Source organism: Pseudarthrobacter sp. 1G09 (genome assembly GCF_050038305.1).
Classification (GTDB): domain Bacteria; phylum Actinomycetota; class Actinomycetes; order Actinomycetales; family Micrococcaceae; genus Arthrobacter; species Arthrobacter equi.
Genome location: NZ_CP188306.1, coordinates 198,609 through 221,801, shown reverse-complemented (window position 1 = coordinate 221,801; position 23,193 = coordinate 198,609). Strand labels below are relative to the sequence as shown.

The following is a 23,193-nucleotide window of genomic DNA, read 5'->3' as shown; positions in this document are numbered from 1 at the left end:
GGGATTGGCGCCGGGCTATCCGTAGGTATCCCGCGGTCCGCGCCCGTTGACACTCCTGCCGCCCTTGCGCCAACTGGGCGCCGAAGGGCCCAGAACCTGGATGCTGGTGACCACGCCGTCTCCCAGTTCCACCCTGAATTTCTCCAGCAGGCTGGCACTGAGGAGCCGCAGCTGGGTGGCCCAGGCGGTCGAATCACACCTCACGTGCAGGGTGGTATCGGTAAAACTTTCCGGAGTGCAATGCGCTGAAATTTCCGGACCCACGAGAGTGGCCCATTCCGCCATGACGGAACCGACAGCCACTGGCGATGTCCAGCCCCGCTCGGCCACCAGCCGCCCCACCACCTTGCCGAGCCCCAACGGATCGCGGCCCGTGGCATGGAACTGGCTGAACCCGCGGGTGTCCCGGATGCTGCCCCTGGACTTTTGTTGTCCGGGCCGCTGTGCCTTGCGGCGAATCTCGCCGCGGGCTGCGGCGGCCTCGCGCATCCGGTTGAGCGCGGCCTGCGGAGCATCGATCTGGTCGGGATCACGTCCGGGCTGCAGCCCGCCGGCGTCACTCTCCCTGCTCATCAATGCCTCCCGGGACGACTTTCACCCGCCGTCCGGACAGTTCCTCCGGGATATCGGCGTCGACGGCGGCGGTCACCAGGACCTGTTCCGCGCCGGAAACTATAGCGGCCAGTTTACGCCGCCGATGGACGTCCAGCTCGGCAAAAACGTCGTCAAGGATCAGGATGGGAGCGGAGCCGCCGGTACGGGCATCGTCAAGCATGACGTAGTAGGACGCCAGCCGCAGGGACAGGCACATCGACCAGGTTTCACCATGGGATGCATAGCCCTTGGCGGGTGCCTGCCCCAGCACAAGTTCAAGATCGTCCCGGTGCGGACCCACCAGCGAGATGCCTCGCTCAAGCTCCTTCTTCCGTGATTCGCCGAACGCGCGGATATAGCGCTGGGTCAGCTCCTCAATGCTGAGGCCGCGCAGGTCTTCGGCAGCTGCCGTGTCCCCCGGCCCAGGCCGGCCTGTGGCACCCAACGATGCGCCGTCGTCGTCCATCTGGTTCTGCAGCGTGGACCTGTAGATCGCGTCAGCCGGCTTGGACGCGTCGGTCAGCTCCGCATAGGCGCGCGAAAGGTGGGGCCGGAGAAGTTCCACCAGTTCCAGCCGTGCGTGCAGGAGTTCGGCCCCGGCCTTTGCCATGTGCTGGTCCCACACATCAAGGGTGGCCTCGTGGGCGGCGGTGACCCGCCCGGCGCGGGCCGATTTCAGCAGGGCGTTGCGCTGTTTCAGCACGCGGTCGTAGTCGCTGCGGGTTGCGGCATGGTGCGGGACCAGGCTGGCGAGCAGTTCGTCCAGGAACCTGCGTCGATTGGACGGATCTCCTTTGACCAAGGCCAGGTCTTCCGGCGCAAACAGCACTGTCTGGCAGATGCCCAGCAGGTCCCGCGCCCGGACCGGGTTGCTGCGGTTGATGCGGCCGCGGTTGGCCCTGCCGGCATTGATTTCCAGCTCGAGCACGGTGGTCTGGCCGTTGCGCACCAGCCTGGCCCGGACCAGGGCGCGTTCGGTGCCGAACCGCAGGAGCGGGCCATCCGAACTGACCCGGTGGGAGCTGAGCGTGGCCAGGTAGCCGATAGCCTCCATCAGGTTGGTTTTGCCGATGCCGTTGTAACCCACCAGCACCGTGACGCCGGGGCTGAGGGCAAGGTCCACCTGGGCGTAGCTGCGGAAATCGGTCAGGGAGAGGTGTTCCAGATACACGCGGGTTTCGACAATTCTGGGGACAGCGGCCGTCCCCGGTGGGTGCTACTTGGCGGGACGGGTAGCGTGCCCGCCGAACTGGTGCCGGAGTGCGGACACCATCTTCATGGCAGGTGAGCTGTCCTCGCGGGACTCAAAACGGGCGAAGAGCGCTGCCGTGATCGCGGGAGCCGGGATGGCGTTGGCGATGGCTTCCTCAACGGTCCAACGGCCTTCGCCGGAGTCCTCCACGTAGTCATCGATGTTCTGCAGGCCGGGGTCCTCTTCCAAGGCCTTGACCAGCAGGTCGAGCAGCCACGACCGGACCACAGTACCTTTTTGCCACGCGCGGAAAGTGCCGGGGAGGTCGCTGATGATGTCCTTCGAAGCGAGCAGCTGGTATCCCTCGGCGTATGCCTGCATCAGGCCGTACTCGATGCCGTTGTGAACCATCTTGGCGTAATGGCCCGCGCCGACGCCGCCCACATGGACGAAGCTGTCCGCACGGTCGCCTTCCGGACGCAGGGCATCGAAGACCGGCAGGGCCAGTTCCACATCCGCAGCGTCGCCGCCGGCCATCAGGCCATAGCCGTTCTGCAGGCCCCAGACGCCGCCGGAAACACCGCAATCCACGAAACGGATTCCCTTTCCGCCGAGGAGTTCACCATGTTTCTGGTCTTCGGTGAAGCGCGAATTTCCGCCGTCAATCACCAGGTCGCCCTGGTCCAGCTTGTCCGCGAGTTCGGTGATGACTGCATCCGTGACTGCGCCGGCGGGAACCATCACCCAGATCAGCCGCGGTGCCGGTACGACGGCCAGGAGCTCATCGACGGTAGCCACGTCGGTCACATCGGGGGTCCGGTCGTAACCCGTGACCTCGATGCCGCCATTACGCAGCCGCTCACGCATGTTGAATCCCATTTTGCCAAGGCCGATCAGTCCAATGTGCATGGTGGAACTCTTTTCTGGGCTAGTGGGTGGTGGGAGCCGATGGGGACTAGTTGGGGAGACGAACCGGCATCACCAGGTACCGGTAATCATCCTGGTCCTCGCCGTCGGCGTCAGCCTGGGCGGTGATCATGGCCGGCTTGGGGGCTGACGTGAATGAGAACCGCACGAATTTGGTTTCAATCACGCTGAGGCCTTCCACCAGGTAGTGGGGATTGAACGCCACCGTGATGTCGTCTCCGGAGAGCTGCGCTTCAAGTTCTTCGGATGCCTGGGCGTCTTCGCCGGTACCGGCATCCAGGTTCAGCAGCCCGGCAGTGAACGCCAAGCGGACCGGGGTGTTTCGTTCAGCCACCAGCGAGACGCGGCGGACGGCTTCCACCAGTTCCTGGGTCTGGACAGTGGCGTGGATGGGCGTTGATTCCGGGAAAAGCGATCGGATCTTCGGGTAATCGCCATCCACCAGCAGGGACGTGGTGGTACGTCCACCGCTTTCGAAGCCAATCAGGCGGGTGTCGTCATCGGACAGTGCCAGGCTGATGTCGCCGCTGTTGCCCAGTGTTTTGGCCACTTCGTTGAGGGTTTTGGCCTTGACCAGTGCACTGGTGGAGACGCCGGGAGTGACGGGCTTCCACGGTACCTCGCGCATCGCCAGGCGGTAGCGGTCGGTAGCCAGCAGCGTGATGAGGTCGTCTTCGATTTCCATGCGAACCCCGGTGAGGATAGGCAGGGTGTCATCCTTGCTGGCGGCAATGATCACCTGGGAAACGGCCTGTGCAAATGCATCACCGGGAACGGTGCCGCTGATGGCGGGAAGCGCGGGAAGCGGCGGGTATTCAGCCTCGGGCATGGTGGCGAGGTGGAAGCTGCTGCGGCGGCAGGTGAGGGTGACTTTGTTGCCGTCGGTTTCGACGTCAACAGGCGCTGAAGGCAGGCTTCGGCAGATATCCGCAAGAAGGCGGCCCGACACCAGGATGGTGCCTTCGTCACGGATGTCGGCAGCGATCTCAAGGCGCGCCGACGTTTCGTAATCGAAGCTTGAAAGGCTGACGGTTCCGGATTCTGCCTTGAGGAGCAGGCCGGAGAGGACTGGCACTGGCGGCCGCGGAGACAACGAGCGGGCTGTCCAGGTAACGGCTTCTGCCAGGACGTCCCGATCGACTCTGAACTTCACGGAGGGATGCCGCCTTTCATTGCTGCTGCCAAGTAGGCCGGAACCTCCGCAAGGGTGATTCCGGAAAATGATGCACCCGATTCCGGCAGGTGCATGGTCCACGCTGAACGGAAACCACACAAAAACCCGGGGATGGGAGCGCTGCTGACAGCTTAGCCGGAAGATCTGGGATTAACCCATCCCCCAAAACCTCCCCGGCCCCTTCAGGGGGCCTGATGGTCCCCGCACGGCACGAGGGGAAGGATCTTGTTGTTTGAGGGATTTTCAATTTTTTGGGATTCGTAGTGTTAATAACTGCTGTGGAAACTGTGGATAACCCCGTCTCGCGGCGGAGATCCGCGGTTAAGCCCTGTTCACGGACTGTGAGTTAACTGGGTTTTAAACAGGGTGTGGATGGGGACAACCCAGAAGCCGGTTTTTAACGATCCACAGGCACCTTAAGGGTTTTAAGCCCATTAAGCGCGCTTGTCCCCTTAACTATCCACAGGCTTATCCACATGCACCTGTTAATAAGGTATAGATGCGGGGATCAGGAGTCGCGCTGCTGCTGCTTGATGCGGTTGGTCAGCTCCGTGACCTGGTTGTAGATCACACGCCGCTCGGCCATCAGCTCACGGATCTTCCGGTCAGCATGGATGACTGTGGTGTGATCGCGGCCGCCGAGCTCCTGGCCGATCTTGGGGAGGGACATGTCCGTCAATTCGCGGCAGAGGTACATGGCGATCTGCCGGGCGGTGACCAGTGTCCGGGTCCGGGACTTGCTGCAGAGCTCTTCCATGCTGAGTTTGAAGTAGTCAGCGGTCTGCTGCAGGATCTGGCCGGATGTGATTTCCTGGGCGCCGTCGTCGGTGATGAGGTCCTTCAGGACCATTTCGGCGAGGGCGACATCCACGGGCTGCCGGTTCAGGCTGGCGAATGCGGTGACGCGGATGAGCGCGCCCTCAAGTTCGCGGATGTTGCTCGAGATCTTGGATGCGATGTACTCCAGCGCGTCGTCCGGCGCGGACAGTCCCTCGCTGAGGGCCTTCTTGCGGAGGATGGCGATGCGGGTTTCCAGTTCAGGGGGCTGGATGTCCGTCAGCAGGCCCCATTCGAAGCGCGACTTCATCCGGTCCTCGAAACCGGCAAGCAGCTTGGGCGGCTGATCGGAAGTGATCACCACTTGCTTGTTGTTGTTGTGCAGCGAGTTGAAGGTGTGGAAGAACTCCTCCAGCGTCCGGTCCTTGCCGGCAAGGAACTGGATGTCGTCAATGAGCAGGACGTCGACGTTCCGGTATGTGGTCTTGAAGCTGGCGCCCTCGTCGTCCCGGATCGAGTTGATGAAGTCGTTGGTGAACTCCTCGGAATTCACATAGCGAACCCGGATGCCGCTGTAGAGCCGGCGGGCATAGTGCCCGATCGCGTGCAGAAGGTGCGTCTTGCCCAGGCCGGAGTCGCCATAAATGAACAGCGGGTTGTAGGCCTTGGCAGGTGCTTCGGCGACGGCGACGGCAGCAGCGTGGGCGAAACGGTTGGATGAACCGATCACGAACGTGTCGAAGACATATTTGGGGTTGAGCCTGCCAAATTCGTGGGAGGTGCTCGGCAGCATGGGCTGCGGCTTCTGCTCGATCAGCTGGTCCTGCGAATAGGCAGGCTCAACCACGGGTTCAGGCTCTTTGTGGATGGGGACCAGATCGGTGTCGACGTCGATGGCGCACCTGATGTCCTCAGAGAAGACGTTGTGCAGGGCGTCGTCCAGGGCATCCTTGACCTGCGTCTGCAACACCTCGCGGGTGAGTTCGTTGGGAACGGCCACCAGGAGGGTGGATCCGATCAGGCCCTGGGCCTGGGCGAGGATGACAAAGCCACGCTGGCGCGGTGTTACCCGGTGGTCTTTCTCCAGCAGGCTGATGACCCGCCGCCAGGAACTTCCGACAGTATTGGCGTGGTTGGCTTCGTCTACTGTCATCAATCGGTTCCCTCAAAACTTGCTTTGCCCTGCATTACCTGCAGCCCCGGACCCGGAACCAAGATGATGGCCCAGCTTCATCCACAGGGTTATGCACAGCCCGTGGATAATCGGCTACTGAGCCACTCTAGGGGATGAAAAGCCTAGAAGATAGCTGGGAAACTGCTTGTGGATAATTACACCGTTGTGGTTCGCTTTTGGCGCCTGTGAGCCACTTCATCCACAGGCGGTGAAGGGTAGTTAGACACAGCTGGGGATAGTGGAGGGGACCCCGCCCGGTTTGACTGCAGGGTCTAAATTGCCCTAACGTTGTGAAGTCCTTTGTGTCCGCTTTTTGGCCCCGACTGATTCTCCCAAGCGCACTGCGCCTGGGCAGCAGGGGGAAGCGTGCATATACAAAACTTAGCGTCGGCCAGTTCTTCCCCATTTTGATCGGGTGGACGCACCTTTGATCCACTGGAGTAACTAACGTGAGCAAGCGGACTTTTCAGCCGAATAACCGCCGTCGAGCCAAGAAGCACGGCTTCCGCCTTCGTATGCGTACCCGTGCCGGCCGCGCCATCCTGGCAGCCCGCCGTGGCAAGGGCCGCACCGAGCTGTCGGCTTAAATAACTGACTTGTCGGTAGATACCTTCCTTGCGAGTTTAAGGTGCTGGCCACCCGCAACCGCCTGAGGACTTCCACCGACTTTTCAACAACCGTACGTTCCGGTGTCCGCAATGGACGCCGGAACGTAGTGTTATATGCGGCAGCCATCGCTGCCGACGAACCCAGCCGGATCGGGTTCATCGTTTCCAAGAGTGTCGGGAACGCTGTGGTCAGGAACCTCGTTAAGAGGAGACTACGGGAAGCAGGTGCTGCGTCGCTGCGCGAACACGGCACCGGCCTCGCCATAGTGGTCAGGGCGCTGCCTGCGTCCGCTTCCGCCAGCTGGGACCAGCTGCTGGAGGACTATAACGCTGCACTTGAGTCGACGCTGAACCGACTGGCCGGCCGCCCCCAAAGGGCTGCTGCCAAGGGTTCGTCTGGTACAACACAGAAGGGGACACCGCGTGCCTAACGCCACCGCCGTCGTCGCCCATCTTCATCCTGTTCCCGCCGCCGTCCTGCTGTTTCTCTGGAACGCGCCCCGGAACATCCTCATTCTCCTGCTGAAGGCCTACCGCAAGGTGATTTCACCCTTGTACGGCCAGGTCTGCCGGTTTTTTCCTTCATGCTCGGCTTACGCCCTTGAAGCTGTCACCGTCCATGGCGCTGTTAAAGGAACCTGGCTGGCCGTCCGCCGCCTGGGCCGCTGCCACCCATGGAACGCCGGCGGAGTGGACCACGTCCCCGCCGGCAAGCGGGAATGGCCTGAAAACCAGACCCCCACAATTGTTGTGCTGAACAACCCGGACAGGTACCTGGTTGCTCGGACTAATGAAGAAGGCCGCAGTGCGGCCTGACGAATAGGGATAAGTATGGACTTCTTTGGAACAATCATGGCCCCGTTCAAGTGGCTGGTTTCCATCATCATGATTGGATTCCACGATGGGCTGAGCACCATCGGGATGCCAGCGGCAAACGGCTGGACCTGGACACTGTCCATCATTGGGCTGGTGCTGGTGATCCGTGCCGCCCTGATCCCGGTGTTCGTCAAGCAGATCAAGGCACAGCGCGGCATGCAGCTCCTGCAGCCTGACCTGAAGAAGCTGCAGGACAAGTACAAGGGCAAGACCGATCAGCTCTCCCGCCAGGCCATGGCCCAGGAGCAGATGGCCATGTACAAGAAGCACGGGACCAACCCGTTCTCGGCCTGCCTTCCCATGCTGATCCAGATGCCCTTCTTCTTTGCACTCTTCCAGGTGCTGTCGGGAATCTCCCAGGCCAAGGACCAGGGCAACGGCATTGGCGCCATGAGCCACGAGCAGGTTGTCGAGTTTGATGCGTCGAGCATTTTTGGAGCTCCGCTGTCGGCCTCCTTGCTGCACGGCGGCGGTGGCGGTAACCAGACTGCCGTCTGGATCCTCTCCATCGTGATGATCCTCGCCATGACGGCGTCGCAGTTCATCACCCAGAAGCAGATCATGGCCAAGAACATGTCTGAAGAGGCGATGGCCAGCCCGTTCATGCGCCAGCAGAAGATGATGCTCTACATCCTGCCCATCGTCTTTGGTGTGGGTGGCATCAACTTCCCTATTGGTGTCCTGATCTACTGGACCACCACCAACCTTTGGACCATGGGGCAGCAGTTCTTCGTCATCCGCCGGATGCCCACGCCGGGTTCCCCTGCTGCCAAGGCCCTTGCTGAACGTCGGGCCGCTAAAGGCCTGCCCGCGCTGTCTATCCTGACCGGAAAGAAGGACGCCGCCGCCGCCGAGGCTGAGGCCGAAGCCGCGGCCGCGATCGCCGAAGCCAAGGGACAGCGCGTACAGCCACAACGTAAGAACAGGAAGAAGAAGTAGATGTCAGCCGAGAGCACCGAACACGCCCTTTCCGAAGACGTGGTCGAGGACCGCGATGAGTCCGGCACTGCGGACGCTTCGTCCGTAAAACCTTCTGCTGCCAGCAGGCTGGAAGAAGAGGGCGACATCGCGGCTGACTACCTCGAGGAACTGCTGGACATCGCTGATATCGATGGCGATATCGACATCGAGGTCCGCAACGGCCGCACGTACATCTCCATCGTCGCCGAAGAGGAGACCGAAGGACTGGAGAGCCTGGTGGGTGAGGACGGTGAAGTCCTCGAGGCCCTGCAGGAACTGACGCGTCTTGCAGTCCTGTCTGCCACTGAAAGCCGCTCGCGCCTGGTGCTGGACATCAACGGTTACCGGCAGGAACGTACCGGCCACCTGCAGACGATTGCCGAAGACGCTGCTGCTTCGGTTAAGGAGACCGGCAAGCCCGTCGCCCTCGAGCCCATGAGTGCCTACGAGCGCAAGATTGTCCACGACGCCGTTGCCGACCTGGGACTCGTGAGCGAGTCCGAAGGCGAAGGCAACGGCCGCCATATCGTTGTATCCGCTGACTAGAGAATTGCTGCCGCTTACCATGGTTGACATCACGGCTGCCGAACTTCGGGCTGCTGAGAAGATTTTCGGCGATCGGCTGGATCTGGCAAAGCGCTACGTTGAGCACTTGGCAACCTCCGGAACTGAACGGGGCCTCATTGGTCCTCGTGAGATCCCACGCCTCTGGAGCCGCCACGTCCTCAACTGTGCCGTCATCGAAAGCGAGATTCCGCAGGGAAGCCACGTGGCGGACGTTGGAAGCGGTGCCGGGCTTCCGGGGCTGTGCCTGGCGATAGCCCGTTCGGATCTTGAACTGACCCTCATCGAACCCTTGGAACGCCGGGTAATTTGGCTCCAGGAAGTGATTGACGACCTCGGGCTGGACAACGTCACGGTCATGCGTAGCCGCGCGGAGCTTGCCGTGGGTCATGTCGAAGCCGACGTCGTGACCGCCCGGGCCGTATCTGCCCTGACAAACCTTGCGGGACTGACTATCCCCCTGCTTGCCGGCAAGGGGGAAGTGATCGCCATCAAGGGCCGCAGTGCCGGTGAAGAGATCGAAAAAGCCGCCAAAGCCATCCGGAAACTGGGCGGCGTTGAGACATCAGTACTCACCGTGGGTGACAACCTCCTGGAGGAGCCCACCACGGTGGTACGCATCGTTGTAAACAAGCCCCAAAAGAAGTCCTAGTAAGGGCCCGGTGACCTCGGTCTGCCGGGTGCAGCAGTTAGGCTAGACAACGGCAGCAAAATTGGCTGAACGAGAGTGAGTGTGCCCCAGTGACAAGTAGTGAAGCCTCCACACAACGGATACCACCGTTTGTGACGCTGGGGTCAGCACGTTCTGTCTCTGGTCCGGTCAGTATTCCTGGACGAGGCGGAAAACACCCGAAACCGGTTGCAAGCAACTCTTCATCAGTACTTGTTTCACGTGAAACAACCGCTGCGGGTCGATCGAACGTTATCGATGCCATTGACGATTCCAGCCCCATTGCCCGCGAGCTCGCCCACGAGACCAAGCGCCGCGAAAAGCTGATGGGCCGCCGCCTTCCGCGACCCGAAAAGACCCGGATCTTCACTGTGTCGAACCAAAAGGGCGGTGTTGGCAAGACCACCACCACGGTGAATATCGCTGCCGCGCTGGCAGCTGCCGGGCTGAACGTGCTGGTCATAGACATCGACCCGCAGGGCAACGCTTCCACAGCCCTTGGCATCGAACACCACGCCGACGTGGACAGCATCTACGACGTCCTCATCAATGACGTGGCGCTGGCAGATGTAGTGGCGCAGTGCCCCGACATGGACAAGCTCATCTGCGCTCCTGCCACCATCCACCTCGCCGGGGCGGAAATCGAACTTGTGTCCCTCGTGGCGCGCGAACAGCGGCTGCGCCGGGCCATCGATGTCTACGCCAAGACCCGGGAAAAGAATGGTGAGGAACGGCTCGACTACATCTTCATCGACTGCCCGCCCAGCCTGGGCCTCCTGACGGTCAACGCGTTTTGCGCGGCCAATGAGGTCCTCATTCCCATCCAGTGCGAGTACTACGCGCTGGAAGGACTGAGCCAGCTGCTCAAGAACATTGAAATGATCCAGAAGCACCTGAACGCCGACCTGGTGGTATCCACCATTCTGCTCACCATGTATGACGGCCGTACTAACCTGGCCGCCCAGGTTGCGGCGGAGGTCCGGACGCATTTCCCTGAGCAGGTGCTCTCCGCAGTGGTCCCCCGCTCTGTACGCATCTCCGAAGCGCCAAGCTACCAGCAGACTGTCATGACGTATGACCCTTCCTCCAGCGGTGCCCTGTCGTACCTGGAAGCCGCTGCTGAAATAGCAGAACGCTAAAATCTTCAATACTGCATCGACCGGAGTCGGGACTACGCCCGGCTCTACCACTGGAGGGATTTACCCATGAGCGAGAAGCGACGGGGCCTTGGCCGCGGTCTTGGCGCGCTGATTCCTAGTTCGGGCGCGTCCAACGGTCAGGGCAACGGTGCCGCTGCGTCGCGTCCGGTGGATCTCTTCTTCCCGGAAGGTCGTAAAAAATCAGAGCCCGTTGAAACAGAAGGCACGGGCAAGCCGGACGCTCCGTCAGTTGCAGCCCCACGTGAATCCGCGCCGGCGACGAAGAAGGCAGCACCCGCGAAGGTTCCAGCGCCGAAAAAGCCTTCCGGTGCTGCGCGGGCCACAGGCAGCACCGCAAAGAAGTCCACAGACGCCGTTGATGTTCCTGCGGTCGCAGATGCCACATCAGCCGCTGCAGACATGGTCCAGGCCAAGCCGACGCCGGTCCCGCCGGCTGCGACTCCCGCCTCCGATCAAGATCCCTCTTCTCCCTCAACGGACAGTTCCCCGTCCGGCGAGGTGGCTGATGTCCGAGCCTCTGACAACGGGGTTGACTTGGTGGAGGTCCCGGGTGCCCACTTCGCCGAGATTTCTGTTGCGGACATCCATCCCAACCGGAAGCAGCCGCGGTCAGTCTTCGACGAAGACGACATGGCGGAGCTTGTTCACTCTGTTCGTGAAATAGGCGTCCTCCAGCCAATTGTTGTCCGCAAATCAACTGAAGACGGTATTGAACCGTATGAGCTGGTCATGGGCGAACGCCGGTGGCGGGCAGTGCAGGCAGCCGGCCTGGATACCATCCCGGCAATCGTCCGTGAAACGACTGACGATGACCTTCTGCGTGATGCCCTGCTGGAGAACCTGCACCGTAGCCAACTGAACCCGCTCGAAGAGGCAGCCGCGTACCAGCAGTTGCTGGAGGACTTCGGGACAACGCATGAGCAGCTGGCTGACAAGATCGGCCGTTCCCGACCACAGGTATCCAACACCCTGCGCCTGCTGAAGCTCCCCCCGCTTGTACAGCGCCGGGTAGCGGCGGGTGTCCTCTCGGCCGGCCACGCGCGTGCACTGCTGGCCCTGCCAGACGCTGCTGCGATGGAGCGCCTGGCCCAGAAGATCGTCGCTGAGGGAATGTCCGTGCGGGCCACGGAAGAGGCTGTCACCCTTTACCAGGACCCGGCCACCCCGGCCAAGAACAATGTCCCCCGCCCCGGTGCACGGCACGAACGCCTTGATTACCTCGCATCTTCTCTCTCCGACCGATTGGATACCAACGTCAAGATCTCCTTGGGCGTCCGCAAGGGTAAGGTCAGTATTGAATTTGCCAGTGTTGAGGACTTGAACCGCATCATGGACGTTCTGGCTCCAGATTCGGCTAACTAGCAGTAGCGAACATCGGAGGCTCGGTTCTTTTGAACCGGGCCTCCTGTCATGTCTAACCGTAATTACCGAGAGAGATGCGCTCGGGCTGTAATTCCTGAACCCGAATCGTTCCAGCGCACGTGCAGGGTGTTTGCGCGGACGAATCTGTCACCTTCCGAGTGGACGCGGTGGAGCAGTTTGAAGTGGACAGCCGAGGTACACGTAGCATGTCTCAGTTCGACGAGTTTGGTGCCGGTGGTTGCTGATCCTTTTGGGACGCGAGCGTTTCACGTGAAACTCCGCCATTGTCCGCAACCGCTGTGCGGCCACTCTGTGGGTAGTTAGCGGCCTTACCTTGACTGCCGGGCGCGTTCTGCGACCTACGGCAGGTGCCGGTCGGGAATTTTGTATGTACTCGGCGAATATGGGCGACCTGGCCCCTCGAGGTCCTTGTGCCACAGACTTGCCTTGTCGATAGGCCCTGCTATGCGGGTTGCCGGAAGATGCAGCGTGTTGTCTTGCGGCCGGTAGAGAAAGGTATTCACCAGTACTGCATGCATCCGTACTGTTTGCGCAGGCTGGTCGCAAACAGTCCTCGCAAATGGCCTGGATGGGCAGGCGGATACTCCAGCTTCTCAGCCCCACGTAGCTGCTCACAGATCCTAATGCCGCTACCATTCTGGAAGCGATAGCGTTTTGATGGGTCTTCGAGCGTTTCAGGAACTCGCCTCAATCGGTCAAATGCCGGAGATTCGAGGAGGACTAGTTCCCTAAGCCATCTACTTGCGAATGTGTTGGCGGTTGCCAGATTGAACAAGTTCGTAGCTCTGCTTCTGCATCCCAAGTTGTTTCACGTGGAACATCTCCACTTGGACAGCCCACCCATCGAAGTGCTCAAAGGCAACAGGTGGGGCCGGGCTCCCTCTCGGGGCCCTCATCGACAAGGTACAAATATGGGAGCTGCTCTTGTCACAATGTTTCACGTGAAGCGGAGAGCCTTGAGGACCAAGTTCCGTCCATCGTAGTGAGACGATGGGGATGCGGGGGGCAAGACGCCTGTGTAACGTTGCTTCCACCACTTCGCTGGCAAAGCAAACGCCAGAAGTCATGGCTATGTTTCACGTGAAACGCGGCGTCGATGGGGACGATGCGAATCATCGTGAGTGACCCTGGCAGGGCACGTCCTAACAGCAGCACCATCCTTCCCATCACGTTGCCATGGTGCCTGATACCTTGCCATGTTTCACGTGAAACGATAACCCCAGACTCGCGTCCGTCCCATAGCTCGTAGCTGGTCCTGGAGTGCAAACCGCGGCGCTGAGTGGCCTCCCAACGTAGCGGACCGTCACGCCCATCGGAGTATTGCCTCAGCGGACCTGGCTAATCAGTGGCCATAGGGGCCTCGTAGCGCTTCGTATCCGGCGGCGCTTGGTAGCAGCACCGACCAGCCGTCGGCAGTCACCAGGCACCAGGGCCAGGCCACATCGTGACAGCCCCATAGGTGACGGGCTCCCCTGGGAAGCTTTGGGACCCCAAGCTTGCCTCAGCGAACTCCACGGCACACCTCACCCCTTCGTGAGTGAGGAGTGCCGTACAACACGCTATGCAGCGTGCCTCTAAGTGTGCTCCACCAGCCACTCGATGACTGATGACTGACGCCGAGGCCCTACTGCGGTACAGCCAAACAGGACCCGCCTGCAATAGAGGGGCGGGCTGCCAATGGTGGACGGCTCAATAGAGACAGACAAAACGCCGCCTAAGAGGGCATCGCAGTCTAAGCCAAAGTGCGTCCAGGCTGCTCAGTCAATAGTCACTCTGACTTCGGCTGGGTTTGGCGTTCCGCTCCCCTGCATCACAATGCGTTTAACAAGCCGCATGCTCCGGACTGTTTACGGCATGCTTCCAGACGTGCATCTCAAGAGTGTGTGCACCTTCCGAACGGTTGTGCCAGGCTGCTGCGGCTTCATTGAAGAACTAGAACGTGCTTGTGATCAACGCCGGGATCGTGCACATTCCATTTAGGCAACCTGTCTGCTGGCGCTGGATCCTCGGCGAAGCCGTCACGCATCCGACGGTTCGACATCTTGTACTTCGCTCCTCAGCGGGGATATCCGTCTGATGCCAGGGTCATGCAGTGGCTGAACGCTGAATCGGGCAGGGATAATGAGTCGCTATCGCGCGGTAGGCAGAAGTGGATAAACCTGTGGATAACAATGTGGATAGACCTGTGGACAATGTCAGGCTCGGGCGCCGCGCACGCTCACATGCCGAGGAGGGGCGGGCCGCTGCTCACGAGTAGCCCGCGTCCAGTGTTGGGCTGTTTCACGTGAAACTGGATACAGACCTGAAGGCGCATCAGAAGACCAAAGTAAGAGCGCGTCTATGTGCGGAAAATGGCATGAATGTGGATGATTCAGCGTGCATTGCGCTGGATTGCCCTGAGCAGACCGGCAGCTTGTCGGCCACTCAAAGTGTTCTGTGGAGCGCACCGTGCCCAATGATTCGGCAGTTGCCATTTCCGGACATCGGGGAAGCCGCCATGGCACTTTGAAGCGGCTGTGGATAACTCTGTGGATGGAGAAGGCGGACACTGTGGATAAGGTTGTGGGAAAGAGCACACACCAGGGCACACCTACCGGCCCCACTGCAGCTGCCGCGGCTCACCCGAGCCGAGGTCGCGGGCTACGCACAGTCGTCATGGTGACGGCTACAGTCCCTTGCGAGGGTGCTGGTTGGCTGCCCATGTATCAGTCTCTTAGCAGTCGTTAGGGGCCTCTATGGTTCGCCCGGTATGCTGCTGTGCGCGTTCCCCGGCTCAATGGAGTGTGTCGAGGACATTGCATGCCAAGTGGGCTACGGCCTTTACACCGGTCTCCAGCGTGCCAGCTCTCCGGGTAGAGGCGGCAGGGCGTGCTCAGGTGAACTGGTGTTCACCAGACAATGTGAACCTTCGGAGCCGCGGCGAACAGCCCTACTGTATGGGAGTCCCGGCCTCGGATTTGGAGAGCCGCACTGGATCCGGCTAGTGATGTCGACGCTGGCTCAGCCTGGGTTGCTTCCCTGGACTGCATCACCCTCCATTGGATCCTCGTTCGGCGGCGTTCCTCATGTGGCAGTATCCTGGCTGGCGGGCGTGGGAAGCCTGCTGAGGCGTTCCCGGGAACATTCATAGGGAGCGCGTGTCTACACAATACGGCGATTACAGTCGCGCTTCCCCGTGTTCCGGCGACTGGCTCATAGCGGGTTGGAGGAAAGTAGGGATCGCTAGGTTACGGAGTCTTGTGCGGCGGATTGGGTGCATGCGTTTGTTAGCGTCCGTCCAGCCCGACCGTGGCTGGCCGGGAAGTTATGTTTCACGTGAAACTTGCACGTCGCCGGAGCAGAATACTTTGCATAGGGTCGATCGGGTGCTGCTTCCGTTTCACGTGAAACATCTGATTACCGCATCTGCACGTTCGATGTGACTGTTATGGCTGTCGACCGACTCATTGGCCGGACGAAGCCACCATATAGGTATGGGTACTGCAAGTTCTCTTCTAATATCAGCAATCCCAAAACTAACGATTCACTGGGCCATCTCGTCATCGTGGGCGACTTAAGGCCATAGAAGGCGCACGTGCGGCTGTGCGATTCGGGAATGCGTTTCACGTGAAACGTACCTCGTTGGATGACCTTTTCTGGGCCTAGGGTGCCTTTCCCATTACTCACGACGACCCGTGGGCGGGACGACGAGTACGAGCGCTGCGGCAATGTCTGTTGGCCGGCAACCCGAGACCTGGATTTCAGTTTTGCGAGGCTGGCTGACTATCGGAGGTTTAGCGGTTGGATTTGCCGATTGTGACGCCACTCCTGCCCTGGAGATGGTGGGGAAGTAGTTTCCGTTGCGTCATCGCCAAGCCTAGCCGGACTCATGATCGGCACTGGAAGTGGCCATGGATCGGCATTGTTGCGAGCTGCTACCTGATCGGAGGCCTCCAGATGTACGTCCTTTGAGCAGATGGCCGTAGTCACCTCCGCTCGTTCCGCCGACACAGTCGGCGCCAGGCTGCGATGTCGCTGGTAGGCGTAGCCTCCTCGCCAGCAGATGCAGACGCCGTACGGCCCCCGTGGGCTCGGACAGATCTCATCTGCAGGCAAGGGGTTGTCGTTCTGAGCCTCAACTCGGGGCGCTGCTCAGTCCGCGGCACGAGAAGCCGCGGCGCAGCACTCTCCATCGCTGGTGTCCATCAGAGGAGGCCGATTGCCAGGTAGCTGGGGAGCTGGCCGGCCAAAGCACCATCCGCAGGTCCCACGAAGGCTGTGCTCCGCGAGTGGAACTCCAACTGGTGAGGTAATGAAAGCCTCAGGGTTAGAAGCCAGAGAGAGTGAATCCGGGTTCGACTTCGTGTTGAAAGAGAAGGCTCCATGTTCATTCAAGACCTACGCAGATGTTTCACGTGAAACTGGACGCCAGTTTTTAATGTTCCACCCCAATGCGAGGGTGGTTGTGTGCTGGCGCAGTTTTCATACGACAATGTCCACCACAACTCCAGGCACCCGCCGTCGCGGCGATGAGCCCAGTGCTCCGACAAAAGCTTGTGAAACGGCAGTCATAGATTCTGGTGGTGCTATTTGGGCATTTGCACCACAACAGCGGTGCCTTGATTCTAGAAATCAAGGATCTCGCTGTCTGCCATCCGTGACCCAGGTAGTCCCCCTGAGGAGTCCCATCAGACAGGGCGCAGGTTCGGTGATGTTTCACGTGAAACGCCACTACTCGGACGCGACTTCCGAGGCCGAAGCCGAGGTTCACCCACAAGGTCAACTACTCGATGTTGCGCTTCACCTTTGCCGGCAGCCGCTGAAGCCGAAATAGGATGAACGAGCAAAAAGAGAGTGGCCACCGCCTAAGGGCGATGGCCACTCGAAAAGGTATCAACTCCCATTGCAGGGAGGAAACTGCCTAAGAAAGAACGTCAGCAAATTCCTTCTCAAAGAACTGCTTCGGCTTTGCACCGATGACCGTGCTCTTCACTTCGCCGCCCTGGAAGAGGTAAACGGCGGGGATGGAGGTGATGCCGTACTCGGCAGCGATGGCGGGGTTGTCATCCACGTTCACCTTAACGACGTCAACCTTCTCGCCGTATTCCACGGAGATCTCATCGAGGATGGGACCCAGCTTGCGGCAAGGACCGCACCATTCTGCCCAGAAGTCCACGATAACCGGCTTCTCCGAGGACAGTACGTCGGTGCCGAAACTTGCGTCAGTTACGTCTTTAGCGTTGCTCATAGCCACTCTTTCTTCTCGGTATGTTTTTCGTCAGTGCTAGGCGGGAAGTTCTGCCAGGTAGTGTTCAACGTCAATTGCGGCCACGCAGCCCGAACCGGAGGCGGTGATCGCCTGCCGGTAGGTGGGGTCCACGACATCGCCGGCTGCGAAGACGCCTGGGATGCTGGTCTTGGAGCTCCTCCCCTGGACGGCGATGGTGCCTTGCGGGGTGAGATCAAGGACGTCCTTAACCAGGTCGGTCCGGGGATCATTGCCGATGGCAACGAACACGCCCGTGACAGCGAGGTCAGTACCGCTGCCGTCTACGAGGTTCTTCAACTTCAGCGATGTTACCTTCGATTCGCCAATGACATCTTCCACGGTGCTGTTCCAGATGAACTTGATCTTGTCGTGGGCCAGGGCGCGGTCCGCCATGATCTTGGATGCCTTCAGGGAATCGCGGCGGTGCACCACGGTCACGGACTTGGCGAACTTCGTGAGGAAGAGAGCCTCTTCCATGGCAGAGTCGCCGCCACCAATGACGGCGATGTCCTGGTCCTTGAAAAAGAAACCGTCGCAGGTTGCACACCAGCTTACGCCGTGGCCTGACAGCCGCTTCTCGTTGGGCAGGCCGAGCTCGCGATAGGCGGAACCAGTCGAGAGGATGATGGACCGTGCCTTGAACGTCTCCCCCGTTGCGATGGTGACCGCCTTGACGGCTCCTTCGAGGTCCAGCGCGGTGACGTCCTCAAACTGGATCTCGGTGCCGAAGCGGGTGGCTTGCTTCTCGAAGTTTTCCATCAGGTCAGGACCCATGATGCCCTCGGGAAACCCTGGGTAGTTCTCCACGTCTGTGGTGTTCATGAGCTCGCCGCCGGCGGTCACCGAGCCTGCGAACAGCAGGGGCTTGAGGTTGGCGCGGGCAGTGTAGACGGCTGCCGTGTAACCCGCCGGGCCTGAGCCGACAATGATGACATCACGTACTTCGGACGCGGTGGTTTCTGCGATGGTCACTGAACGGTGAACCTCTTCCTTGTTCGACGCGCCTCCGTGTGGAGGCCGGCCACATGGCACAACTGCTTCTGGATGCTGAATATTCCGGCGTCCGGGCAGAGACGATCACAGACAGACGGAATGGAGCTATCTCAGCAGGACGCTCTTTCCAGATTACAGGGCATGCCCGGCCTGGGGCGCAGAGGTTACCGTGACCGGCTACTGAACCTTGATTTCGGCGAGGCGGAGACCGTAGCCGTACCGGGTCTTGGGTGCTGCGAGCTTGGGAAGCGCATTGATTGCGACAATGACGTACTGGGCCTTGACGGGTTCGGCCAGCGGCAGGTTCAGGTCACCGGAGGTGAAGCTGTTGGTTCCCACGGACTTGGCGCCGTCAAGCGATGGCCGGTCATTGGTGTAAACGGTGATGCTTCCGCCCGATCCCCCAAGCTGCGAGAGCGTGATGGAGGAAACGGTGGCTGCACTCTTCAGTTTGACCGCAAGCGTCACGCCGTCGGGAGCCAGTCCGCCCCAGTTCTCGGTGGCGAATTCCATATCCGACCAGTAGCTGGCGGCGTTGCCGTCATAAGCCTTGACCAGGTCGCCGTCGAAAGTGGCAGCGAAGTCGAAGTTACCCTGGCGGGTCACACTTTCAATCGCCGGCGGAACTGCCGGTGCGGCGGATGTAGGCGCCTGAGTGGGAGCTGCAGACGCCTCGGGGGCGCCAGTTGTAGCTGCGGGCGCGGGGCTTCCTGCCTGCGGCTGCGTGAAGAGGCTGCCCAGGTTTGTCACGGCAAAAATCAGTCCGGCGATGAGGACGACTGCCAGGAGCCCTCCAACGAGCCACCGCATGGACCGCGGTTCACGCCCTGCGTCGTCCTGGTCGTCGTCGTAATCATCGCGGTCATCGTCATTATCCCCGCGGCCGGCGAAGGACGCGCCAGCGGCGGCCGGTGCTGCTGCCCTGGCGAAGAGTGCGCCCTTCCTGTTGGACGGCGCGCGCTCCTCAACCGGCTCTTCCTCGTACTGGTAGTCGTAGTCGTCCCGGGTGTCCGCCTGCGCGTAGTCGTCGTCGGACCACAGTGAAACCTTCGGCCGCCCGGAGTCAGGGGCCCCGGCATGCCCGCTACCGCTGGTTTCGGGGGTGGAATGGCCGGCAGAAGGCTGCACGGGATGAGCAGCAGTGGCTTCGGGATCAGCCGGCGCGGAAGCCTGCGCACGGCCAGCAGCGCCGGTTCCACTGGCACCCGTGGCCACGCCGGCAGCACCTGCAGCAACGCCGGCACCGGCGGCAGCTGCAGCGCCGGAACCGCTGTTGCGGGCGGCGGCAGGTGCGGCATTCGGTGCCGCGGCGGGACGCACCGGAGGCTTGGGCGGCACAGCAGGAGCATCCCGGTAGGGATCCACTTGGCTGGGGTGCGTGTCCGAGTAATTGATGTAGCCGGCCTCGACGTTTTCTTCGTCGTCATACGGTTCCGGCTCGTACGAGCGGGCTTGGCCGAAGATCTCGCTGCCCAGCGTGTCGGTGAAGAACGGTTCCACGTAGGGCGGGTTGGAAGCCACCACGAGGTCCAGCAGGTCTGCGGCGGACGTGTGGTTGGTGATGAGGTACGTGGCGGCCTCGGTGACGCCAAGATCCAGCACCTGCACAGTGCCGGGACGTTCGCCCGTGGCTACTTCGCGTGCGCTCTGGGCCACCTGTTCGGTGTTCCGGGGTCCGGCAACCAGGATGCTGACCGGGCGGTTGAGGACCTGGTCCACACCATCCAGCACCAGATCGTGGTCATGAGAGGTCAATACCGTGGCTGTGACCTTGTAGCGGCCGCCCAGTACTGATCCGACATCGATCGGGTTGGACACGTGTTCCTCCTAGATTTTCCGGGATTTCCGGCATGGATGACCCTGCCGTCCGCGGACGGCAGGATGGCGGTCTCCCGGATACAACTTCCCCCTGTACCTCTCCGATCCTAGCCGATTGAGGGTGGGCGGCTGCGGAGAACGAAGCGCCGAAACAGCGTCAAAGTCACTTTTTCCGGGGGCGCCGGTGGCTGAAATAGGGGTTCTGGCCCGCCTTGCCCTGGAAAGTGCGGCGGCCCGGCAGCGGAATTTGCTCACGGAGCAATCCGCCGCGCGCGGTGCTGGACTGGTCCTCTCCCGGCAGGTAGCTGCCGTCGTCCGGTCCCGAGTCGCCGTCGTCGTAATGCGCGCTGGAGGTTTCCGGCTCAGGCTCCGGACCTGCCCTGAACGACACAGCATCAAACTCACCGGAAATCCGGGGAATGAGGCCCGTGTCCACCGAGGTGGTTGCACGGGAGGGACGCTCCGCTGCCGGCCCGGCTTCCACTGAGGGGGTCCCCTCGGGAGCGGACGACGGCGGGACCCCGCCCGCCGTTGCGGGCGCCACTTGGCCGCCACGTCCAAGCCGTCCGAGCAGGGGCCGCAGCATGTCCGTCAGCTCGGAGACGCGGAACAGCCTGAGGAGCAGGAAATACACAGCCAGCATCACTGGCCCCACGACGGCAAGCGTCACGAGTGCCTGGAGGCGCCCGCTCCAGGCGAAACCGTCCGGGCTGTAGCTGCCCATCAGCCACAGCGCACCGGCTCCCGCGATCGCTGCGCCCAGGGCGGCGTAGCCCATGCGGATGTAGGCATTGGCAATCCGCGGACCGTCCAGGCTGCCGAGGAGGCGCCGCAGGAAGAACGCGCTGATCACCACGGAGAGGATATTGCCCACCATGTACAGGACGGCGATCGCGTAGATGATCTGGCCCACCGGCATGAACTGGATGGCAAAGGCACCCACCACATACACCACCGCCAGCAGCAGTTGGACGTAGAACGGGGTGCGCGCATCCTCGTTGGCGTAGAAGACACGGGACATCATGAAGTTGGCACTCATGAAGGGGGTGCTGAGGGCCAGGATGGTGAGCGTCTGGGCCAGCATCACGCCGTCGTTGCGCGAGCCGCCGGAGAAGAACATGCCCAGCGGGCCGGCCAGGGCAAAGAGTGCCAGGGCACCGAAGACGGTGGCGACGGCCATGGTCCGCAGGCCGTGGGAGAGGGCATTCCGCAGCTCCTCCCGGTTGCCGTCCTGGGAAGCCCGGGTCATCCGGTTGAAGAGGACCGTGGCCAGGGACAGGGCGATGATCGAGTGCGGCAGCAGGTACAGCTGGCTGGCCACCTCCAGCACGGCGTTGCCGGGCAGCATGTCAGCGGCGGGATTGTTCGCCTCCGCGAGGCGGAGGCGTTCGGCGCCGGGAATGGTGGCGATGCGCATGACATACAGGAAGGCGAGCTGCCCGACGGCGGCCGTCAGCAACGTCCACACGCTCAGCTTGGCTGCCTGGCCCAGTCCCACGCCTCGCCAGCCGAACCGGGGGCGGAGGCCAAGCTTGAGCCGGAAGACCGGGATCATCAGGATGGCCGTCTGGGCCAGTACCCCGATGGTGGAGAACCCTGCAATGAAGAACGTCTGGGTTGACCCCCAGTTGGCCAGGGTGTGCGGGCTGAACTCGTTGGTGCCAAAAATCCAGATAAACATCCCCAGGCCGGCAATAGCCACCAGGTTGTTCAGGATGGGCGCCCACATGGCAGGCCCAAAAGCCCCGTTGGCATTGAGGACCTGGGTAAGGAGGGCATACAGGCCATAGAAGAAGATCTGGGGCAGGCACCAGAACGCGAAGGTGACTGCCAGGGCCTTCTGTTGCGGACTGTATCCCTGCGTAGTGACGTCGATGACCAGCGGGGCGGCCAGCGTCACCAGTGCCGTCAGGCCCAGCAACAGCAGGACTGCAAGGGTCAGGAGGCGGCTGATGTAGTCCGCTCCCCTGTCCGGAGCCTTGCTGGCCTTGATGATCTGCGGCACCAGGACGGCGTTGAAGACACCGCCGGCCACCAGCAGGAAGATCAGGTTGGGCAGGTTGTTGGCGTTGATGAACGTGTCGTTGACCGTGGAGCCGAGGCCGAGGGCCGTTCCGAGCATCCAGGTCTTGCCAAAGCCCAGGAACCGGGACACCAGGGTGCCGGCGGCCATGATGGCGCTGGAACGGGTTTCGCTGGCTCCTGAAGACGCTGGCGCGGTGGCCGGAGCCGCAGATTCTTCGGGGAGGCCTTCCGGCGCGGCATTGCCGGTCCGGCCCGCTTTGTCGGAAGGAAAGTTGGTAGCTGACATCGAGTTCATCGTCTCACCCGGAGGCGCTTAACACCGCAACGCCGCTGCGGGCTGGCCAGGCCCGGCGTCAGAGGTGGCCGGGCAGGACCTCGCGTGCGAGGTCGGCGATGCGCCGCTCATTGGGGAATGAAAGCTTCCTGGCCAGCTCCTGGATGGGCACCCAGGCAACGTCCACGGCCTCCTGGTCGGGATCGTTCTCGATGGTCAGTTCACCGCCGGTGGCACGCAGCAGGTAGTGATGCACGGTCTTGTGGACCCGGTGCCCGCTGACGGTAAACCAGTAGTCAATACTGCCCAAGGGGGCCAGGATGGTGCCCTCGATGCCGGTTTCCTCGGCGATTTCGCGGACCGCTGCCTCTTCGTTGTTCTCTTTGCCTTCGGGGTGGCCCTTGGGCAGGCACCACTCAAGGCGTCCCCCGCGGTTAAGGCGGGCGATAATCGCAACCCGAAGCTCGGCGTCGGACGTGTCAACCACCACGCCGCCGGCGGAAACTTCCTCCACCGTTGGCAGCGACGCCGGCGCCGAGTGCGGGGCAGGGGCCACGTGCGCACCGATTGCCGACGGCAATGGTGCGTTTGTCCTCCTGCCTGGAGCGCTCGGTACTGGATGGGCCATGGAGTCCACTCTAACGACTGTTGCCCGTTCGTGATGACCGGAACATGACGCAAACATGGACGGCATATGACGCAGTTTCGCGGCGGCCCACGAATCCCACGGATCTTGACGGACTTTTTGGCCTGCCGTGCCCCCGGTTTCTGCCAAG

At 61.6% G+C, this 23,193-nt stretch carries 19 protein-coding genes; 9 read left to right on the top strand and 10 right to left on the bottom strand.

The window, feature by feature from the left end; translation table 11 throughout:
- Positions 1-15: 15 nt before the first annotated feature.
- The 5 genes from ACP3TD_RS01025 to dnaA all read right to left on the bottom strand — a co-directional run bounded on the left by ACP3TD_RS01025 (position 16) and on the right by dnaA (position 5,817).
- Positions 16-573, bottom strand: coding sequence for a DUF721 domain-containing protein (locus ACP3TD_RS01025; RefSeq protein ID WP_314212637.1), 558 nt, complete (start codon positions 571-573; stop codon positions 16-18).
- Complete coding sequence (gene recF, locus ACP3TD_RS01020; protein ID WP_426764921.1) at positions 557-1,765, bottom strand: DNA replication/repair protein RecF; 1,209 nt, start codon at positions 1,763-1,765, stop codon at positions 557-559. Before recF ends, ACP3TD_RS01025 begins: the two co-directional genes overlap by 17 nt.
- A 45-nt stretch (positions 1,766-1,810) precedes the next feature.
- Positions 1,811-2,695: a phosphogluconate dehydrogenase (NAD(+)-dependent, decarboxylating) gene (gene gnd, locus ACP3TD_RS01015; RefSeq protein ID WP_426764919.1), complete on the bottom strand. Its 885-nt coding sequence runs from the start codon at positions 2,693-2,695 to the stop codon at positions 1,811-1,813.
- Between the two features lie 46 nt (positions 2,696-2,741).
- Positions 2,742-3,866 (bottom strand): DNA polymerase III subunit beta, encoded by a 1,125-nt coding sequence (gene dnaN / locus ACP3TD_RS01010; RefSeq protein WP_426764917.1) that lies wholly within the window; start codon positions 3,864-3,866, stop codon positions 2,742-2,744.
- A gap of 529 nt (positions 3,867-4,395) precedes the next feature.
- A complete protein-coding gene (gene dnaA / locus ACP3TD_RS01005) occupies positions 4,396-5,817 on the bottom strand; it encodes a chromosomal replication initiator protein DnaA (RefSeq protein WP_426764916.1) in 1,422 nt (473 codons plus the stop codon).
- 470 nt (positions 5,818-6,287) lie between these two features.
- Between dnaA and rpmH the strand changes: the two genes are divergently transcribed.
- The 9 genes from rpmH (at position 6,288) to ACP3TD_RS00960 (ending at position 14,568) form a co-directional block, all read left to right on the top strand.
- Complete coding sequence (gene rpmH, locus ACP3TD_RS01000) at positions 6,288-6,425, top strand: 50S ribosomal protein L34 (RefSeq protein ID WP_003800212.1); 138 nt, start codon at positions 6,288-6,290, stop codon at positions 6,423-6,425.
- Positions 6,426-6,466: 41 nt separating this feature from the next.
- A complete protein-coding gene (gene rnpA / locus ACP3TD_RS00995) occupies positions 6,467-6,877 on the top strand; it encodes a ribonuclease P protein component (protein ID WP_426764915.1) in 411 nt (136 codons plus the stop codon).
- On the top strand, positions 6,870-7,262 hold the full coding sequence (gene yidD / locus ACP3TD_RS00990) for a membrane protein insertion efficiency factor YidD (protein WP_426764913.1): 393 nt from the start codon (positions 6,870-6,872) through the stop codon (positions 7,260-7,262). The genes rnpA and yidD overlap by 8 nt, the downstream gene beginning before the upstream one ends.
- A 15-nt stretch (positions 7,263-7,277) precedes the next feature.
- Positions 7,278-8,261 (top strand): membrane protein insertase YidC, encoded by a 984-nt coding sequence (gene yidC, locus ACP3TD_RS00985; protein ID WP_426764911.1) that lies wholly within the window; start codon positions 7,278-7,280, stop codon positions 8,259-8,261.
- On the top strand, positions 8,262-8,828 hold the full coding sequence (locus ACP3TD_RS00980; RefSeq protein ID WP_426764910.1) for a protein jag: 567 nt from the start codon (positions 8,262-8,264) through the stop codon (positions 8,826-8,828).
- 19 nt (positions 8,829-8,847) lie between these two features.
- Entirely contained in the window at positions 8,848-9,498 is a 651-nt protein-coding gene (gene rsmG, locus ACP3TD_RS00975) for a 16S rRNA (guanine(527)-N(7))-methyltransferase RsmG (RefSeq protein ID WP_426764909.1), read from the top strand.
- 89 nt (positions 9,499-9,587) lie between these two features.
- Entirely contained in the window at positions 9,588-10,655 is a 1,068-nt protein-coding gene (locus ACP3TD_RS00970; protein WP_426764908.1) for a ParA family protein, read from the top strand.
- Positions 10,656-10,721: 66 nt separating this feature from the next.
- Positions 10,722-12,038 carry a ParB/RepB/Spo0J family partition protein gene (locus ACP3TD_RS00965; protein WP_426764907.1) on the top strand — a complete coding sequence of 439 codons (1,317 nt, stop codon included), beginning with the start codon at positions 10,722-10,724 and terminating at the stop codon, positions 12,036-12,038.
- 2,305 nt (positions 12,039-14,343) lie between these two features.
- Positions 14,344-14,568, top strand: coding sequence for a hypothetical protein (locus ACP3TD_RS00960; protein ID WP_426764906.1), 225 nt, complete (start codon positions 14,344-14,346; stop codon positions 14,566-14,568).
- 2,391 nt (positions 14,569-16,959) lie between these two features.
- Here ACP3TD_RS00960 and trxA read toward each other — a convergent pair.
- From trxA to ACP3TD_RS00935, 5 genes are all read right to left on the bottom strand, one after another.
- A complete protein-coding gene (gene trxA / locus ACP3TD_RS00955; RefSeq protein WP_426764905.1) occupies positions 16,960-17,286 on the bottom strand; it encodes a thioredoxin in 327 nt (108 codons plus the stop codon).
- Positions 17,287-17,322: 36 nt separating this feature from the next.
- Entirely contained in the window at positions 17,323-18,279 is a 957-nt protein-coding gene (trxB, locus tag ACP3TD_RS00950; protein ID WP_426764904.1) for a thioredoxin-disulfide reductase, read from the bottom strand.
- A 198-nt stretch (positions 18,280-18,477) separates the two neighbouring features.
- Complete coding sequence (locus tag ACP3TD_RS00945; RefSeq protein WP_426764903.1) at positions 18,478-20,118, bottom strand: ABC transporter substrate-binding protein; 1,641 nt, start codon at positions 20,116-20,118, stop codon at positions 18,478-18,480.
- 163 nt (positions 20,119-20,281) lie between these two features.
- Entirely contained in the window at positions 20,282-22,429 is a 2,148-nt protein-coding gene (gene murJ / locus ACP3TD_RS00940) for a murein biosynthesis integral membrane protein MurJ (protein ID WP_426764902.1), read from the bottom strand.
- A gap of 67 nt (positions 22,430-22,496) precedes the next feature.
- On the bottom strand, positions 22,497-22,997 hold the full coding sequence (locus ACP3TD_RS00935; RefSeq protein WP_091716923.1) for an NUDIX hydrolase: 501 nt from the start codon (positions 22,995-22,997) through the stop codon (positions 22,497-22,499).
- Positions 22,998-23,193 lie beyond the last annotated feature (196 nt).

Excerpts from the sequence above, each read along its gene's own strand:
- ACP3TD_RS01025 (WP_314212637.1), bottom strand. The coding sequence starts at position 573 with ATGAGCAGGGAGAGTGACGCCGGCGGGCTGCAGCCCGGACGTGATCCC.
- yidC (WP_426764911.1), top strand. The coding sequence starts at position 7,278 with ATGGACTTCTTTGGAACAATCATGGCCCCGTTCAAGTGGCTGGTTTCC.
- dnaA (WP_426764916.1), bottom strand. The coding sequence starts at position 5,817 with ATGACAGTAGACGAAGCCAACCACGCCAATACTGTCGGAAGTTCCTGG.
- ACP3TD_RS00965 (WP_426764907.1), top strand. The coding sequence starts at position 10,722 with ATGAGCGAGAAGCGACGGGGCCTTGGCCGCGGTCTTGGCGCGCTGATT.
- murJ (WP_426764902.1), bottom strand. The coding sequence starts at position 22,429 with ATGTCAGCTACCAACTTTCCTTCCGACAAAGCGGGCCGGACCGGCAAT.
- gnd (WP_426764919.1), bottom strand. The coding sequence starts at position 2,695 with ATGCACATTGGACTGATCGGCCTTGGCAAAATGGGATTCAACATGCGT.
- trxA (WP_426764905.1), bottom strand. The coding sequence starts at position 17,286 with ATGAGCAACGCTAAAGACGTAACTGACGCAAGTTTCGGCACCGACGTA.
- ACP3TD_RS00980 (WP_426764910.1), top strand. The coding sequence starts at position 8,262 with ATGTCAGCCGAGAGCACCGAACACGCCCTTTCCGAAGACGTGGTCGAG.
- rsmG (WP_426764909.1), top strand. The coding sequence starts at position 8,848 with ATGGTTGACATCACGGCTGCCGAACTTCGGGCTGCTGAGAAGATTTTC.